Here is a 17,750-nt window from a genome sequence, read left to right on the forward strand (position 1 = left end):
AAAATAAAGACCTTTGTATCATCAAACGTAGTAAACTTGATACTTAGAATTTTGTAGATGAATAGAATACAACTTAAAGTAACTATTTAGTGTTATATCGTTATCACAAAACTGTAGATGTGTTGAACTCAAACTTATTACCTTATTTCAGAGGCTCTTCAATGTAAATAAACATTGGGAGCCTTTTTTATTAATCATCCAATCTAAGTGAATCACATAATTTTCAATAATAGGTGAAATTGATATATAATTAGGCAAAAAAATAAAGACCTTTGTATCATCAAACGAAGCAAACATGAAGGAAATTTTGTAGATGAATAGATTAAAATTTAAAGAAACTATTTAGTGTTAGATTGTTATCACAAAACTGTAGATGTGTTGAACTCAAACTTATTACCTTATTCCAAAGGCTCTTCAATGTAAATAATCATTGAGAGCCTTTTTTATTTACCCTTCAATCTAAGTGAATCACATAATTAGCAATAATAGGTGAAATTGATATATGATTAGGCAAAAAAATAAAGACCTTTGTATCATCAAACGAAGCAAACATGAAGAAAATTTTGTAGATGAATAGATTAAAATTTAAAGAAACTATTTAGTGTTATATTGTTATCACGAAACTGTAGATGTGTAGAACTCAAACTTATCACCTTATTCCAGAGGCTCTTCAATGTAAATACTCATTGGGAGCCTTTTTTATTTACTCTTCAATCTAAGTGAATCACATAATTTGCAATAATAGGTGAAATTGATATATAATTAGTCTAAAAAATAAAGACCTTTGTATTATCAAACGAAGCAAACATGAAGAAAATTTTGTAGATGAATAGAATACAACTTAAAGTAACTATTTAGTGTTAGATTGTTATCACAAAACTGTAGATGTGTTGAACTCAAACTTATTACCTTATTCCAAAGGCTCTTCAATGTAAATAATCATTGAGAGCCTTTTTTAATTGAATATTGTCTAAGTGAAACACTTAATTGAATTACGTAAAAACCGTATTTTTTATTTCTAGTGTTTTAACCTAAAATATTGAAAGACAGAATGTAGATCTTTGTATTATAATAATTTCAATATCAAAAAATCATAAAATTATGTTTACATTTTTAATTTCAACAACAACGTTTTTAATGGTCGGATTTTTCATATTTCTTATTCTTAAAAAATAAAAATATGCAAACTCAGAAATTTTATTTTTATTTAAGAATTATGGTGTTGATTATTTTATGTAGTGTATTTCTGTTTTCTTGTAAAACAAAAAAAAATGATTCTAAATCATCTGATTTAGAAGTTGATGAAAACATAGAATGTATAGCTTCAGACCTTAAATTCAATGAAACGACTTATGTTCCCACTTATTCAAGGTTGTATTATATGAAAAACTATAAATATATTTATTTAACCATAACTTTAAATATCAGAAATGTGAGTCTCAAGGATAAATTGTTTCTTACAGAAGTAGCTTATTATGATATAAAGGGGAAGCTAATAAAAAATTACCTTGACCATCCACTCGAATTAAATCCATTGGAGACTAAAGAATTTTCAGTTTTATATGATGAACTAGATAATGAAACAGGAGCCAATTTTATTGTAAGTTATGGAGCAAATAAAATTATAAAAAATCAGCCTATAATAGAAGCAATAAATATTGGACATGTTGGCTGTAAAGGTTTTGCAATAACTACTGATTCTAAAATTATTAATGAATAAAAAAGGCTTTAAGTATATATCAAATACTTAAAGCCTTTTCCATATGTGTATTGAAGTTATCTACTTTACAAGATCATAAGTGTCTCTAGCTATCATAACTTCTTCGTTGGTAGGGATAACACAAACTCTTACTTTAGAATTGTCTGTAGAGATAACAGCTTCTTCACCCATTACTTTACTATTTTTTTCTAAGTCGACTTCAATACCTAAACCTTCAAGATTTTTCAAAATTTCTTTACGAGCATTGATAGCATTTTCTCCAATACCACCTGTAAAGATTATTGTATCTAAACCTCCTAAAGTTGCCAAGTAAGTACCGATGTATTTCTTCACATCATAGTGATACATTTTAAGGGCTAATTGTGCGTCTTCATTACCTTTTTCTGCAGCCATTGATACATCTCTGTAATCAGATGAGATACCTGATACGCCATATAAACCAGATTCTTTATTAATTAGATTAGAAATCCCAGAAATATCTAAATGTTCATGATCAGCAATAAAAGGTATTACACCCGGATCAATTGCTCCACAACGAGTACCCATCATTAGTCCATCGGTAGGAGAGAAGCCCATTGAAGTTTCGATAGATCTACCATTCTCAATAGCAGCAAGTGAACTACCATTACCCAAGTGACAAGTGATCATTTTTTCCGTTTTGTCATTGCCAAATAATTCTTTAGCACGCATAGAAACGTATTGATGACTTGTACCGTGGAAACCATATTTTCTTAAGCCGTATTTTTTATAAAAACTAATAGGCAATGCATATACAGCTCTTTGTTCAGGAATTGTATGGTGAAATGCAGTATCAAAAACAGCAACTTGAGGAATGTCACCTATAGCTTTTTCGATTGCTTCAACACCTTTAATATTGGCAGGGTTATGTAATGGTGCTAATTCAATGCAAGATTCAATACCATGCATTACATCTTCGTCAATTCTAACACTTTTGGCAAAAGTAGAACCTCCATGTACCATTCTATGACCAACTGCTGATAACTCATCTAAAGATGAAATAATATTTAATTTTTCATCAGTTAATATGCTTAATAAGAATTCAATACCTTTTACATGGTCTGGAATCTGTAAGCGGATAATTTCTTTTAATCCTTCACTGTTTTTTACTGTTATGGATGCATCTGGAAGTCCTATTTTTTCTATTAAGCCTTTACCGATAACACGTTCAGATGGCATTTCAATAAGCTGGAACTTGATAGAAGAACTACCAGAATTTAATATGAGAATTTTCACTTTATTGAGTAGTAAATGATATAAAATTTTTCGTTGTTCCAATATCCTAACATTAACCTACAATTAAAGCGATAAAAATCACCCTTTTGCATATGTTAAAAGTAACATGCACAAAAGGGTGATAATATTTCTCATTTGCCTAATATTATTATGGACGAACCTTAACACCCATTAATAAAATATCGTCAATTTGCTTACCTTTAGTTATATCATTTGGATTAAGCCAAGTTTCATAGAAATTGTTTAAAGCAGCCTTTTGTTGATCCATTGGCTTTTGTGAAACCATAAGGATAAGCTCTCTTAAACGTTTACTAGAAATCTTACGATCATCTTCACCACCAAATTGATCTTGATATCCATCAGAGAAGAGGTAGAAAGTAGTTTCTGAATTTAGAGGAACAATATGTTCTTTGATCTTCATTTGTTGATCAGAAGCCCCTAGACTTAAACGTTCACCTTTGATATTATAAATTTTGTTGTTCTGAACAAAAACTAAAGGTGTATGTGCTCCCGCAAAGTGAACATTATTTTGATTTTTATCCCAAACAATTACACCCATGTCCATCCCATCACGAATAGTTGTACTTTCATGATTAAGCATGTTATGAAGACTAGCATTCATCTCTAATAGAATTCTAGCAGGAGAAGTAATGCCTCTTAATTTTACAATTTGTTGTAAGAAGCCATCCCCAATCATTGACATCATTGCTCCAGGAACACCATGCCCTGTACAGTCTGCAACAATTAATATTGACTTATTTTCTTTTTCATTATGATAAGTCCAGTAGAAGTCTCCAGAAACGGTATCTTTTGGTTTGTACATTAAAAAGTACTCATTCCAAACTTTATCTAAAGTTTCCTCAGCAGGAAGAATAGCCGTTTGAATGCGTTGGGCATAGTTGATACTGTCTTTTAAGTTTTTATTGACCTTTTCGATCTCTAAATTCTTCTCAGCGACCATGTCTCTTTGCGCTGCAATTTCTTCATTTTGCTGCTCTAACTCATCGTTTTTATCATTCATAGCATCATTTAAACCTTTCAGCTTTTCTGATTGTGCCATGATTTCTTCATTTTTTGAAGCCAATTGATTGGCTTGAGCTTCTAATTCTTCTTTTTGCTCCTCTAATTCAGTCGTAGCGTTTTGAAGTTCTAATGTTCTTTCTTGAACCTTGATCTCCAGGTTTGCTTTTGCTTCCGCCTCAACTTGTAACATTTGCTTTACAGCAATATTCTTTTCTTCTCTGTAAATCGCATACTTTTTACTCAATGCAGTGAAAAGTAAGGTAACCATTACAATATCACCATATTCTAAGATTCTAGATGTAAATAAGTTATCTGGAACCCAACCTTTCATACGTCCAACAAAGAATAATAATGCAGTTAAATAAAGTGCAAAAGAAGCAATATAATAACTAGCAAAACGATTCCCTTTTACATAGGATGTAATACCAATTCCTAATGCTAACATTGTAAATGGAATCGAAGTACCTGTTACAATTTGAATAGCCGTTGAATATGGAAGGAATAAAGCACCAAACATTGCTGTAAAACCAATACCCAAACCAGCAAAATTTAAATTATGTACCAGAGGAGAGATTCTACGAGTTCTCAAGAAGAATAAGTTGAAAGTAGAAACGCCAACCATCCATAAACCAATGGATAATGGCGTTATTTTATTTGCTAAATAAGTATTCTCTGGGAATAAAAACTGGAAAGTATGTCCTGATAAAGAGAAAGTGAAAAGTATTTTAGCAATAATTGGAATAGGGAAAATTAGGTAACTTATATCTTTAGTAGGTAGATATGTAATGACACCCAAAACAGCCATCATCAATAGAATACCAAAGAAAAGACCAAATCCTACTTCATATTTAGAGTTTACTTCCGCAAACTTCCAAGGTCTGTATACACGCATTGGAATTTTGATAGATCCATCTGTCTTCACTTTAAAATACATACTTGTTACCCCAGAACCTTGCACAGTTAATGGAAAAACATAGTTATGATGTTGAATTGGTCGATTTTTGAAATTAACATGATCACCTGTAGATACATGGTCAATTAGTTTTCCATCTTTCATGAGGAAATAATCAACATAATCTAGAGGAGCATAATTGATTTCAACCAACCAATCAGGCTTCATGCTAGGATTTTCGTTTTCAATATCCACTCTAACCCAATAGGTCGAATGACCATATTCAAAACTTACGTTTGATGTCTTGTTCCAAGGAGAAAACTTAGTAAACCTTGGACTTGAAATTTGAGCAAAATCTAATTCATTTGTAGGGTCTACGAAATAATAGGCTTTACTTGCTGCGTTTACATAGGGTTTATTTTCTTCTAATGTGAGTGTATATTCATTAATACGCGCTGACACATTGTGAGAGAGTATTAACCCAATTATCAGATAGAATAATTTATTCATGTACTTTTGTTTGTCACTTCAAAAAATGGAAGTTTGATAGTGTTCCTTATTTACTTTCGTTGACAATATGATAATATCATTAAACAATACCAATAAATAATTAGATTATTTTAACTTTAGCTTTGATATTAACATTTTAAATAAAATTATTTGATCTTAAAGAATTTGATCAAAATGAAAAAGAAACCTTCCTTATTGGTCTTTAATCCTCATTGTGAGTTATCTATCTTAAAAAATCAAAGACATTATACACCTCCTAAGATGATAAAAAAGCTAGAACATGATTTAACCGTTCTTATGCTTTGGTTAGGGGAGAATAATGATCTTTTATTAGTTGATAAATTACCAGATAATGAAATTTGGCTGAAACAATTGTATAGTGTTATCGGTAAAAATATTTCATTTATAAAAAGATCTGATTTTTATACCCAAAAGAAAGTAACCGAACATGTAAAGCCATGGGGGAAATCACCAAGTTTAAGTACAGAACTTTCTATTAAAAATATAGACCTTTGGGAGGTTCAACTCAAAAAATATTTTCATCGAGAAAGTGGTTATAAAGTACTAAAAGCTTTAATAAATGAGAATATAAATGGAATTATTAGTAAGGAAGAAATTGGGGATTTCTATAGCGATTACTCACAATTAGTAAAGGTAATTCAAAATACGTTTGAAAAGAATCCATTTGGTGTGATTTTAAAACATCCTTTTAGTTCATCTGGAAGAGGAATTCTAGTTTTGAAACGAGAAGAAATAACACCTAGTGTCCAAAAGTGGATCGAAAGTGGACTAAAACAACAGGGTAGTATATTATTAGAACCCTTATTAGAGAAGAGAGTAGATTTTTCTCTCTTATTTGAAAAAAATGGAACTGAAGTTCAGTTTTTAGGTGGAACACATTTTCTAGCAGGACTTACTGGGCAATATTTTGGGGCAAAATTAAATGAGTTTGAGATTTTATTTGATCATGATCAACTGGAAGTAATTCACTCATCAATAGAAATTATAAAAAGAGAAATTATTTCTTGGGACAGATTTGATGGACCTTTTGGTGTAGATGCAATAATATATAAGGATAGTCTAGGAAAAACGAAGATACAACCTTGTATTGAAATAAATCCACGACTTACGATGGGGCATATCACATTGAAACTACAAGAACATATACTTGGAAAAGGTGAATGGAGAATTATTACTAAACATGAGGTAGATGATTTTGAAATTTATGAGAAAGAAAAGCAGGGAAAATATCCTTTGAAAATAAAAAATGGTAAAGTTGAGAAGGGTTTTTTACCTTTGGTGGATGTTAAGCAAGTGACAAACTATTATGCTTACTTATTAGTAACGAATGAAGAAGTATAGACTAAAATTATCGACAATCGAATTCAGGTTTTTGCAAAGTATTTTACAGAGAGTAGCTGAAGCATATAAAGAGCAATTACCAGAAAATATTGCCCATCAAATTATCTTAGAATTATATGAAAGTAAGTTTAACCTTTCATTAGTTGAACACGATAAAGAGAAAACCTTAATTTTGAATAGATCTATTGTGATGGCATTACATGAATTGTTGAATGAAATTCCATTATCAGGAGATGCAGATTTATTGAGAAATCAAATGTTTAATCAACTCGATAGATTTTTACAAGGCTAATAATCTTTTTCCACTTTCAATAATGCTGTTTTTTAATTCTTTATGTTCTAATGAATGTCCACTATCTTTTAAGATATTGATATGAGCTTGGGGAAATAATTCTTTAAGTTTTAATGCACTTCCTGCAGGAGTAACCAAGTCATTTCTACCGTGTGATATATAAATAGGGAAGTCAAAAGTAGCTATTTTAAGTTTGTCTTCTAAAGGAATAGAGTGTAACCTTAGTGGATTTTGTAAGAAGTAATGATTTTCAATTTTAGCACAAGCCATCGCCTGAGGAGATGCTTGCCATTGATTAAAATCTTCAAAAATAGGTTCAGGGTGTTCTGAGATAAATGCTTCCCATAATAACCATTTCGTTGCAAACTTTTCAGCAACAGAATTATCAGAAAGTCTTTTTTGATATTCAGCTAAAATTTGAAGGCTTGATTTTGAATTTTTCACTTCAAGAATTTCGTTGTAGATATCAGAATACATTAGTGGGGCAGTATCTTTGAAAAGCCAATTGATTTCTTGTTCATTACAAAAAAAGATACCCCAAAGGTTTAATCCTCTAATATTATTTGGATGAAAGGAAGCATAGGCTAAAGCTAAAGTAGAACCCCAACTTCCACCGAAAATAAACCAAGAAGAAATATGTAATTGTTCTCTAAGTTGCTCTAAATCCTTAATTAAAAATTCAATTTCGTTGTTTTCTAAAGTTCCTAAAGGTTTACTTTTACCGGAACCACGCTGGTCAAGGCCAATTAATCGAATATTTTGTAGCGTAGGAAGTAGTTGGTGGTAATGATTATCCAAACCAGCACCAGGACCACCATGCAGATACAAAACAGGCACCCCTAAAGGATGCCCGCTTTGTTCATAATATATAGAATGTCCATCATCGGTTTCAAAATAACCTACATCATATGGATTCATACTGTTTATTCAGGCTTGAGTTCTTCCAATTCATCAACTTCCATGGTCCATTCTTCCCAAGTTTCAGTCACTTCTTCTAGTTCCCTTTTCACTTGGTCATAAGACGCATTTACATCTGCTAATTTATCAGGATTTCCGAAGATTTCAGGATCAGCTAAAGAAGTTTCTATATCTTCCTTCTTTTCTTCCAATTCCATCAGCTTTTCTTCGGCTTTTTCCATCTCATTTTTCGCCTTCTTATATTTCTTTTGCCATTCCTTTAGTTCGGAATTGGTCATTTTTTTCTTTTGTTTTTCCTTTTTTACAGGTGCATTTCCTTCTGCTTCATCCAATTGTGTAAGAAGTGTCTTTTCTTCTTCCATCTTTTTCATCCAATCTTGCCACTCTGCATACGTTCCAGGGTATTCTTTTAATTTACCTTCATCAATGTACCAGATTTTATTGGCCACACGAGCAATAAAGTGACGGTCGTGGGAAACGACTAAATAAGTGCCTAAGTATTGTTGAAGTGCTTGGATTAAGATATTAACTGAAGGGATATCCAAGTGGTTGGTTGGTTCGTCAAGCATTAAAAAGTTTGCTTCAGAAATCAGTGTTTTTGCTAAGGCAACTCTTGATTTTTCACCACCAGATAGTACTTTAATTTTTTTGAAAATTTCATCCCCTTGAAACAAGAAACATCCTAATACAGATCTTAATTCCTGTTCTGTTTTGTCAGAACCTGCTTGTTTTAGCTCGTCAAGAATTTCATTTTCAATATTTAAATCTTCTAGCTGATGTTGAGCATAAAATGCTGTGATTACATTGTGGCCACCTTTTCTTTCTCCTTTATCAACACCTTCACGACCACTGATTAGACGAAGTAGGGTAGATTTACCTTTACCATTGGCACCAATTAATGCGATTTTATCACCACGCATTAAAGTAAGGTCTGCATTTTTGAAGATGACTTTATTACCATATGCCTTGTCAAAGTCCATGATTTCACTGATTACTTTTCCAGGCTGTTGTGTAAATTTAAAGTCCATATTGATTTCTGGATTATCGTCTCTTACATCTTCTATAAGATCCATTTTATCCAGCATCTTTACTCTTGATTGAACTTGTTTTGCTTTAGTAGCTTTCGATCTAAAACGTTCAATAAAGCGTTCTGTTTCTTTTATCTTTTGTTGCTGATTTTCATACGCATTTTTCTGCAATTCAGCTCTTTCTTTCTTTGCTTCTAAGTAATAAGAATAGTTACCAGGGTAAGAAGTTAATCGTCCACTAGATACTTCCACTGTAGTATTGATTGCTCTATCGAGGAATTCTCTATCGTGAGAAACAATTATTACAGCACCTTCATAAGTCGATAAATAATTTTCTATCCATTGAATTGAAGGAAGGTCCAAGTGGTTGGTAGGTTCATCAAGCATCAATACGTCAGGCTTCATCAAAAGAAGCTTACCTAACATCACACGCATTCTCCATCCACCAGAAAAACTATGTAAAGGTTGATCCATTTCCTCATCTTTAAAGCCCAATCCAGCTAAGATTGTTTCCGCTTTAGATTTGATTGTGTAACCTTCCATAGACTCAAACTTTTCTTGAAGATTAGCCAATTTTTCAACCAATTCTTCTTTGTAATCAGTTTCCATTTCATGAAGAATTTTTTCCATGTCTTCTTGGATCTTCAAAACAGGGCCAAAAGCTTCCATGGCAACATGTAGGATTGATTCTTCAGTTTGATAGGAGAGTAGGTCTTGGTTTAAGAAACCTATTGTACACCCCTTTGGCATAGAGATTTGCCCTTCATCAGGAGTGAAATCACCATTTATAAGTTTTAGAAGCGTGGTTTTTCCAGCGCCATTATGTCCAACAATACCGATTCTATTTTTAGGGTACACCGTTAAGGAAGCATTTTGATACATCGTACGGCTTCCAAAGTGAAAAGAAACATTGCTGATCGATAACATATTCTTATGAGGTAATTTTTAATGTGGATATAAAATGCATTGAATCTATTGGTAAATTAAGCCTTTTCAATGCCAAAAAATGATGTGGCTATAATAGAAAAAAAGACCTACAACACAAAGGTTATAGGTCTCTTTTGTCTTACAAGATTGTTAATTACTTAACTTTCTCGATTACTGCTTTGAATGCTTCAGGGTGGTTCATAGCAAGGTCAGCAAGAACTTTACGGTTCAATTCGACACCTGATTTGTTTACTTTACCCATGAATGCAGAGTAAGACATATCACCATACATACGAGTAGCAGCGTTGATACGCTGAATCCATAGTGCACGGAAGTTTCTTTTCTTTTGTTTACGACCAACGTAAGCGTAGCTCCATCCTTTTTCAACGGCATTTTTAGCTACTGTCCAAACGTTTTTACGAGCACCATAATATCCTTTTGAGAATTTTAAGATGTTCTTTCTTCTAGCGCGAGACGCGACGTGGTTGACCGATCTAGGCATTTTTTTCTAAATTTAATAAGTTTTGTAATACAATTTGGTTGATTTGAGTAATGTGAAGTGTTTGGCTTATAACCAAAGCATTTTCTTCACGTTTACAGTATCAGCCTTGTCTACCTCACCCATTAAAGTTAGGTTACGCTTTTGCTTAGTAGTCTTTTTCGTTAAGATGTGAGACTTGTAAGCGTGCTTTCTTCTGATTTTGCCAGTACCTGACAACTTGAAACGTTTTTTCGCTCCAGATTTTGTTTTAACCTTTGGCATTTTACCTTTCAGTTATTTAGAGCCTGAACCCTAAAGGTGAAACATTGATTTAATTACCTGGTTACCTACGGCAGCCAATCGCCTCGGTATGCCAGAGCATTCTTTAAATTTTACAATAAAAAATGCATGCCTGAATAATTTCAAGCATGCAAATGTATAAATAATTATCGTAAGATAAAACTTAGATAACTTATATTTACTTTTTCGGTTGGTTTGGAGAGATGAACATGATCATTCTTCTTCCTTCAACACGCATTCCACCTTCAATTTTACCATATTCTCTAATATTTTCGGCAAAGTCTTTTAGAAGTTGCTTACCTCTATCTTTATAGATAATAGTACGACCATGGAAGTGAACGTAAGCCTTCACCTTATTCCCTTCATTCAGGAATTTGATGGCGTGCTTAGTTTTGAAGTCTAAATCGTGTTTGTCAGTATTAGGACCAAAACGGATTTCTTTTACTACAGTCTTAGAAGCTTTAGCTTTTAATTCCTTCTCACGTTTCTTTTGCTCATACTTAAATTTCGAATAATCGATAATTTTACAAACTGGGGGATTCGCATTAGGAGAGATCTCAACTAAATCTAATCCTAATCCATCTGCTTTACGAAGTGCTTCATCTCTTGAGAATACTCCGTTTTCTACATTGTCACCCACTAATCGTACTTCTTTGACTCTGATTTGGTGGTTTGTTCTGTGCGAGTCTTTTGCCATCTAGGTCTGAATTATGTTAAAATTTTACCAAAATATAAGTTAATTAATGTACATTTGTACTTAATAACCTTATTCTTTAATGAGAAAATATTTTCTCGACGCTAAGGTAACAACTTTATTACTTCTATGTTATATATTTTTATAGAAAAGTAAGAAAACATCGATTTTTTCTACAAACACACAAACATTAACATTTATGACAGCCAATTCAATGCTAAAAAAGCTTCTTATTGGGGCTTTCCTATTTTCAATTATCAGCTGTACTGAAGACGATGGGATAAATCCTGGGAATTTTGATTCTAATGCTTACAACAAATCTTATTTAAAGAATTTAATGGAGCAATGGTATCTTTGGTCTGATGAATTACCTACAATAGATGTAGATAGTTATGGAACTCAAGACGAGATGTTGGTTTCTCTAAGAAATGAACAAGACAAATGGAGTCATATTCAATCTAAGGCTGAATATGATGCATATTACAACTCTGGTCAAGTAACAGATGGAGACGAGGGAGCTCATGGTATCTATTTATTGTATGAAACAGAATCAGATTTATATGTTCGGTTCTCTTATCCAGGTTCTGCTGCTCATACAGCAGGTTTGATCAGAGGTGCTAAAATTAATGCTATTAATGGTCTGAGTGTGGCAACAGCAACTTCAGATGATATAAATAATTCATTAGGCGAAAATAAAAAAGGAGTAGAAAATACTTTTGATATTACTGTTCCTGCTATAACTAAATATGTTGATGGTGTTCAAACACTTGTGTCCCCTCAGAGAGATACCGTTATCACTATTGCAAAAGAAGAATTGATTATCAATCCTTTATTGCTATCAGAAGTGATTGATTTACCAAATGGCAAAAAAGTAGGACACTTGGTATTTAAATCTTTTATTGTTACAGCAGAAGAAGCTTTAGCACAAGCGTTTGCTGAGTTTAAAGCAGCTGGAGTAACAGAAGTTGTGCTTGATATGCGATACAATGGTGGTGGTCGTGTTAATATTGCACAGCAAATTGCAGGTTACCTTGCACCTGTATCAGCAGAAGGTCAAGAGTTATTTTTATATCAACATAATAGAATTCAAGCAGGAGAACATAATGAGAGCCAAACATTGGAAATCATGAATGAAAATCTAGATTTAGATAGAGTATTCATTATTGCTGACGGTGGCACTGCATCTTCTTCAGAATTAGTAATCAATTGTTTAAAACCTTATATGGATGTTCAATTAATAGGACAAAATACATATGGAAAGCCTGTAGGTAGTTATGGTTTTGAAAATGGAGGTTTTATTTATTCAGTGATATCATTAAGAATTTTAAATTCTGCAGGAGAAGGTAACTACTTTGAAGGTATTCCTGTAGATAGAGAAGTAGAGGATAACGTTAGATATAACTGGGGTGATATTCATGAACCAATGTTACATCAAGCTTTATATAAGATTCAAAATGGTTCATTTGATAATTCTGATGTGTCAGCTGCTCGATTTAAATCAGCTGATTTAGAGTATAAAAACAGAGCTTTTAAAACTCAAGAACCAAAAGAATTACAATTTGGTCAAATCTTGATGATGAAGAAATAAGAATTAATTCTTGTAAAATAATAAAGGGTGTAACACTAAATAATGTGTTACACCCTTTTTTCATTTCCTGAACTAATAGTGAAATGAAATAATTTTTTTAAGCTAATGAGGAAATAGTAAAGCGTATTAATTCATCTTTATATTCCATATAATTATTGGCCAATTCGTCTAATTTTTCTTTGAAGTAGTGATACTTGTCAAAAGTCTCATCATTTAATTCTGAATTATTTCTACTTGCTAAAGAATCATCAAAAACATCTATCTCATTATATAAGTTAGTCGCTTCTAATTTTAGTTTCGAATTGATTTCTTGAAACTTAGTAAGTTTATTTTTTTGATATTCGTTAATATCCCTTTCTAAATAATTGTCTAATCTAATGTGTAATAATTTGATCTCATTTAGGTAAAAGTTTATCTCGTTTTCCCAAAACTGTATTTCATTTTTCACATCAGAAATGTATTGTAGCAAACTAATGGTCATCTCTTTCTGAAGGTTATCTTATTTAATTATTTCTGATTGATATAACGCTATTGTGTAATTTTGGTTACACGTATTAATTTTTATTGTTTTATATAGGTCCGGATAAGGGTTGAAACGTCCGAATAAAAACACATTTTAGTATAAATTAGTCCTAATTTACTGCTTTTCTTTTAGTTAGACGATTAAGTGTTGTGTTAACACTAAGATTGTTTATATAGTATTTTTTCAAGAATGAATTATACTCCAACTCAGAAGCATTCTTTCTGATTTCATGATTTTTTAATTAACTAATCAATATGCAACTTAAAAATACGCTAGCAAAAGTACTTCTTGCCACTTCTCTTTTGGCATCCTATTCATGTGACTCTGAAGAAGAAGTAGTAATGAATGATATTCCTGATGGGCCAGTAGCCGTTCATGTAAAACATTCATTTTCTCCTGATCAAGCAAATCTACAAGATGAAGTTCAAGGAGCTTTAATTAGTATGAATGATGGAGACACTCTTTATTTTGCTGAGGGTGTATATAGCTTTACGAATACTTTGTCTGTTCAAAATAAAAAGAATATTGTTTTATTAGGAGACGGTAAAGATTTATCTATCTTATCTTTTGCAGAACAAGCAGCAGGAGCACAAGGGATCATCGCTCAGTATACAGATAATATTAAATTTGAAAACTTAGCAGTTGAAGATGCTATTGGTGATAACATAAAAGTAGAAGATTCTAATGGAGTAATTTTTAGTGGAATCAGATCAGAATACACTGGAGATCCTTCAGAAGACAACGGCGCTTATGCATTATATCCTGTAAAATCTAAAAATGTTTTAGTAGAAAACTCTTATATCAGAGGAGCTTCTGATGCAGGTGTATATGTGGGGCAGTCTGAGAATGTAAAAGTGATCAATAATACTGTAGTTGAAAATGTTGCAGGAATTGAAATTGAAAATTGTAAATATTCAGAAGTATCAGAAAACCTTGCTGAAAATAACACTGCTGGTATCTTGATTTTTGATTTACCAGGATTACCCGTAATTACAAATGGTACAAATTGTAAAATTAATAATAATACAGTTTTAAATAATAACCTTACAAACTTTGCTCCTGCAGGAAATATTGTAGGAATTGTACCAGCAGGTACAGGTGTAATGGTTTTATCAGGAAGACATTTAGAAATTGTAGACAATACAATTACTAATAATAATGTAATGAGTATCTGTATGTTTAGTTACTTAGTTACAATGGCTTCTGCTGAAGATCCAGTTTCTGATATGATTGATTTTGGAATTAATTACCCAAGTTTTAACCCTTATTGTCATAATGTAAGAATCAGTGGTAATGCAATTGCTTCTGAAGGGTGGAGTGGTATTAATCCGGTACAATCGGAGTTAGGTCAAGTATTATTAGGTGCATACCAATTAGCTGGATTCCAACAACAAGGAATTGTACCTGAAATGATCACGGATGGTATCTTCCAAATTCCGGGATTATTCCCTGATTATGCACAATCAAGTGCAACAAACAATATCTGTTCGACAAACAACGGAAATGCAATGTTAGTCAACTTAGACGTTATAAATTCTTTTGCTGGCATGAGAGAAGCTAGCGCTGAACATGATTGTGAAGGTGTGTCACTACCTGCTGTTTATTTTGATAATTAATTCTTAATAAACAATGATCGCCACCTAATGTATTGGGTGGTGATCTTTTTTCATTTACTCCACAGAGAGAATTATCTCTATTTTTTTAATTAAGCCTATGTTATTTAATAAACTAAGAAAAATACTACTAGCAACAGCAATTTTTGGAACAGCCACTTTTATTGCTTGTACTGAGGAGGACAAGCTAGGAGATGATAATATTATTGTTGAGGTTGAAGAGGAAGTACAACCTATTGACCTAAGTGCAGTTCCTTATGCTTCACTATCAGAATATGGTTTTTTCAAAGGAGAAATGAACGCTCTAAATCCCAAAAATGGAGTAATGCCTTTTGATTTGGCAACGCCATTATTTTCTGACTATGCCCATAAAAAGAGATTTGTAGTTGTACCTAAAGGACAAAAAATAGAGTACAACAGGGAAGAAGCTTTCAATTTTCCTATAGGGTCGGTATTGGTGAAAAACTTTTTCTACATGAATGATGAAAGAGATGCTTCTCAAGGAAATAGAATTATTGAAACTAGATTATTAATTCACGAAGAGACAGGATGGATGTCTTATGCTTATGCTTGGAATGAAGAGCAAACAGAAGCAGCACTTTCTTTAGTTGGAGGGTTAAGACAAGTTGAATTTACGAACATGGAAGGAGAGTTGGTGAATGTTAATTACATGATTCCAAATCAAAATGATTGTAACGGTTGTCACAACGTAAGTGGAACTTTTACGCCAATTGGTCCAAAAGCAAGACATTTAAATACATTAGTACAATATGAAGATGGTTTACAAAATCAACTTCAGAAATGGGAAGATGAAGGTTTAATAGTTTTACCAGACGAAAATTCAATACCTAAGGCAGTGGTTTGGACAGATCAAAATGAAGATTTAGACGCAAGAGCAAAATCGTATTTAGATATCAACTGTGGTCATTGTCATCGTCCTGAGGGATCGGCTAATAATTCTGGACTTTTCCTTTATGGTTTAGAAAAAGATCCATCAAAATTTGGTTTCTGTAAGAAACCTGTAGCAGCAGGAAAAGGTTCAGGAGGATTACTTTATGACATTGTCCCTGGAGATGCTGATGCTTCAATTTTACATTTCAGAATGAACTCAGATCAGCCGGATATTATGATGCCTGAGTTGGGCAGAACAATGATCCATGAAGAAGGAGTTGTCTTGATCAAAGAATGGATCAATAGCATGGATGCGAAGGCATGTAACTAAACATAATGATTCCTCATTTTAATGGGGAATGATTAACTATTGAAGTATGAATAGGGGATTATTTCTTGGTGTTGAAATATTTTTTATCAATATTATTAAATAATTCCCTTAACTTGTGTGTCCTAATATCAAAGAACTATCAGACACACATGAACTTTAATATATATAATTTCTTGAGTATCATGGGCGTAGCTCAAGGGTTAATTTTTTCAATACTACTGGTTTTCGTTAACAAAGGCAGAAAAACTTCCAATTACCTTTTAGCTGGTTTAGTTGCCTGTATTGCGGTCACTATGGGCAGGCATATTCTAAGAGATATGCACGTTTTAAAGCAGGTGCCAATTTTACAAACTGTTCCTCTCACATTTTTATTAATGATTGGCCCTTTATTATATCTTTATACAAAATCTGTTTGTACCTCAAATTATAAATTTAATTTTCGTGCATTTAGACATTTATTACCCGCTGTATTCTATTTTACGATTAGAATTCTACATCTTTTTGATCAGTTATTTTTTAATACAAATACCTTAAGCTTTTTAGATGGGTATGGTAAAATTGAAGTAATAATAGGAGTACTGTCCATGAGTATTTATGCTATTATTACATTTAAATCAATAAATGAAGATGCTGAAATTTCGGATTCCGATGTTCAAAATAGAATATGGATGAAGAAAATTCTTGTAGGATGGGGAATTGGTTGGCTAATGTTTGCTACACTTACTTTTGTCGATATGGTGTTTTTTGATTACAAAAGACCTTATTCTGATTATTATATCTTATTTCTCTACCTTGCTTTTGTAATTTATTGGTTAGGACTGAAAGGTTTTTATGAAATGATCATGCATTCTCATATAGAAGTGCAGACACGAGAAGCGAGCATTGAAATTCAAGAAGAAGTAATTGCTAACGAATCATTGTTATCAGACAAGTCCGCTATACTTAAGAATGAGATGCATTTTATGACAAAATTGATGGAAGAAGAAAAACCCTACCTTGATCCAGAATTAAGCTTAGAAAAGTTATCTGAGAAATTAGGATTTTCAACTAAAAAGGTCTCATCAATATTAAATCAAGGCTTTAAAAAGTCCTTTTATCAATACATAAATACCTATAGAGTAGAAGAATTTAAAGAAAGGTTAGCAAAACCTGAAAACCAAAATCTTACATTATTAGCTATTGCTTTTGATAGTGGATTCAATTCTAAATCTACCTTTAATTATATTTTCAAGAAAGAAACAGGTCTCACTCCATTACAATTAAAAAAGAAGTTGCTATTACAAACTGTCTAAGTCTCTATTTAGACCTAATTCAAGATTAATTTTCAAAATAGATTTAAATTTATGATTAATAACGTATGATTTTTTAGAATTACGTTATTCTTACAAATAAATCTATTATTT

At 32.2% G+C, this 17,750-nt stretch carries 15 protein-coding genes; 7 read left to right on the forward strand and 8 right to left on the reverse strand.

Annotated features, from left to right (window positions below):
* Positions 1-1,180: 1,180 nt before the first annotated feature.
* On the forward strand, positions 1,181-1,720 hold the full coding sequence (locus ACXAHM_RS12745) for a DUF3124 domain-containing protein (RefSeq protein WP_474960827.1): 540 nt from the start codon (positions 1,181-1,183) through the stop codon (positions 1,718-1,720).
* Positions 1,721-1,780: 60 nt separating this feature from the next.
* Here the strand turns inward: ACXAHM_RS12745 and ACXAHM_RS12750 are convergent, their stop codons facing one another.
* Entirely contained in the window at positions 1,781-2,974 is a 1,194-nt protein-coding gene (locus ACXAHM_RS12750; protein ID WP_474960828.1) for an acetate/propionate family kinase, read from the reverse strand.
* 148 nt (positions 2,975-3,122) lie between these two features.
* Positions 3,123-5,399: a 7TM-DISM domain-containing protein gene (locus ACXAHM_RS12755; protein WP_474960829.1), complete on the reverse strand. Its 2,277-nt coding sequence runs from the start codon at positions 5,397-5,399 to the stop codon at positions 3,123-3,125.
* A gap of 174 nt (positions 5,400-5,573) precedes the next feature.
* Here ACXAHM_RS12755 and ACXAHM_RS12760 point away from each other — a divergent pair, with 174 nt between their 5' ends.
* Together ACXAHM_RS12760 and ACXAHM_RS12765 are read left to right on the forward strand one after the other, a co-directional pair.
* A complete protein-coding gene (locus tag ACXAHM_RS12760) occupies positions 5,574-6,761 on the forward strand; it encodes a hypothetical protein (RefSeq protein WP_474960830.1) in 1,188 nt (395 codons plus the stop codon).
* Positions 6,748-7,053 carry a hypothetical protein gene (locus tag ACXAHM_RS12765; protein WP_474960831.1) on the forward strand — a complete coding sequence of 102 codons (306 nt, stop codon included), beginning with the start codon at positions 6,748-6,750 and terminating at the stop codon, positions 7,051-7,053. Before ACXAHM_RS12760 ends, ACXAHM_RS12765 begins: the two co-directional genes overlap by 14 nt.
* Here ACXAHM_RS12765 and ACXAHM_RS12770 read toward each other — a convergent pair.
* From ACXAHM_RS12770 to infC, 5 genes are all read right to left on the reverse strand, one after another.
* Positions 7,042-7,971 carry an alpha/beta fold hydrolase gene (locus ACXAHM_RS12770; RefSeq protein ID WP_474960832.1) on the reverse strand — a complete coding sequence of 310 codons (930 nt, stop codon included), beginning with the start codon at positions 7,969-7,971 and terminating at the stop codon, positions 7,042-7,044. The two genes, ACXAHM_RS12765 and ACXAHM_RS12770, sit on opposite strands and share 12 nt — an antisense overlap.
* Positions 7,972-7,976: 5 nt before the next feature.
* Positions 7,977-9,926: a ribosomal protection-like ABC-F family protein gene (gene abc-f / locus ACXAHM_RS12775; RefSeq protein WP_474960833.1), complete on the reverse strand. Its 1,950-nt coding sequence runs from the start codon at positions 9,924-9,926 to the stop codon at positions 7,977-7,979.
* 154 nt (positions 9,927-10,080) lie between these two features.
* The gene (rplT, locus tag ACXAHM_RS12780; protein ID WP_474960834.1) at positions 10,081-10,428 is read right to left on the reverse strand and encodes a 50S ribosomal protein L20; all 348 of its coding nucleotides are present in this window, start codon (positions 10,426-10,428) and stop codon (positions 10,081-10,083) included.
* Between the two features lie 66 nt (positions 10,429-10,494).
* Positions 10,495-10,689 carry a 50S ribosomal protein L35 gene (rpmI, locus tag ACXAHM_RS12785; RefSeq protein ID WP_044200946.1) on the reverse strand — a complete coding sequence of 65 codons (195 nt, stop codon included), beginning with the start codon at positions 10,687-10,689 and terminating at the stop codon, positions 10,495-10,497.
* Positions 10,690-10,885: 196 nt separating this feature from the next.
* Positions 10,886-11,404, reverse strand: a complete 519-nt coding sequence (gene infC, locus ACXAHM_RS12790; protein WP_474960835.1) for a translation initiation factor IF-3 — start codon at positions 11,402-11,404, stop codon at positions 10,886-10,888.
* Between the two features lie 196 nt (positions 11,405-11,600).
* Here infC and ACXAHM_RS12795 point away from each other — a divergent pair, with 196 nt between their 5' ends.
* On the forward strand, positions 11,601-12,989 hold the full coding sequence (locus ACXAHM_RS12795; protein ID WP_474960836.1) for a S41 family peptidase: 1,389 nt from the start codon (positions 11,601-11,603) through the stop codon (positions 12,987-12,989).
* Positions 12,990-13,086: 97 nt separating this feature from the next.
* Here ACXAHM_RS12795 and ACXAHM_RS12800 read toward each other — a convergent pair whose 3' ends face one another.
* A complete protein-coding gene (locus ACXAHM_RS12800; protein ID WP_474960837.1) occupies positions 13,087-13,470 on the reverse strand; it encodes a hypothetical protein in 384 nt (127 codons plus the stop codon).
* A gap of 296 nt (positions 13,471-13,766) precedes the next feature.
* Between ACXAHM_RS12800 and ACXAHM_RS12805 the strand changes: the two genes are divergently transcribed.
* From ACXAHM_RS12805 to ACXAHM_RS12815, 3 genes are all read left to right on the forward strand, one after another.
* Positions 13,767-15,128: a parallel beta-helix domain-containing protein gene (locus tag ACXAHM_RS12805; RefSeq protein ID WP_474960838.1), complete on the forward strand. Its 1,362-nt coding sequence runs from the start codon at positions 13,767-13,769 to the stop codon at positions 15,126-15,128.
* A 97-nt stretch (positions 15,129-15,225) separates the two neighbouring features.
* On the forward strand, positions 15,226-16,347 hold the full coding sequence (locus ACXAHM_RS12810; RefSeq protein WP_474960839.1) for an SO2930 family diheme c-type cytochrome: 1,122 nt from the start codon (positions 15,226-15,228) through the stop codon (positions 16,345-16,347).
* 149 nt (positions 16,348-16,496) lie between these two features.
* Complete coding sequence (locus ACXAHM_RS12815; RefSeq protein ID WP_474960840.1) at positions 16,497-17,639, forward strand: helix-turn-helix domain-containing protein; 1,143 nt, start codon at positions 16,497-16,499, stop codon at positions 17,637-17,639.
* Positions 17,640-17,750: the final 111 nt, after the last annotated feature.

The organism is Flammeovirga sp. AWQ4_249 (assembly GCF_056161045.1).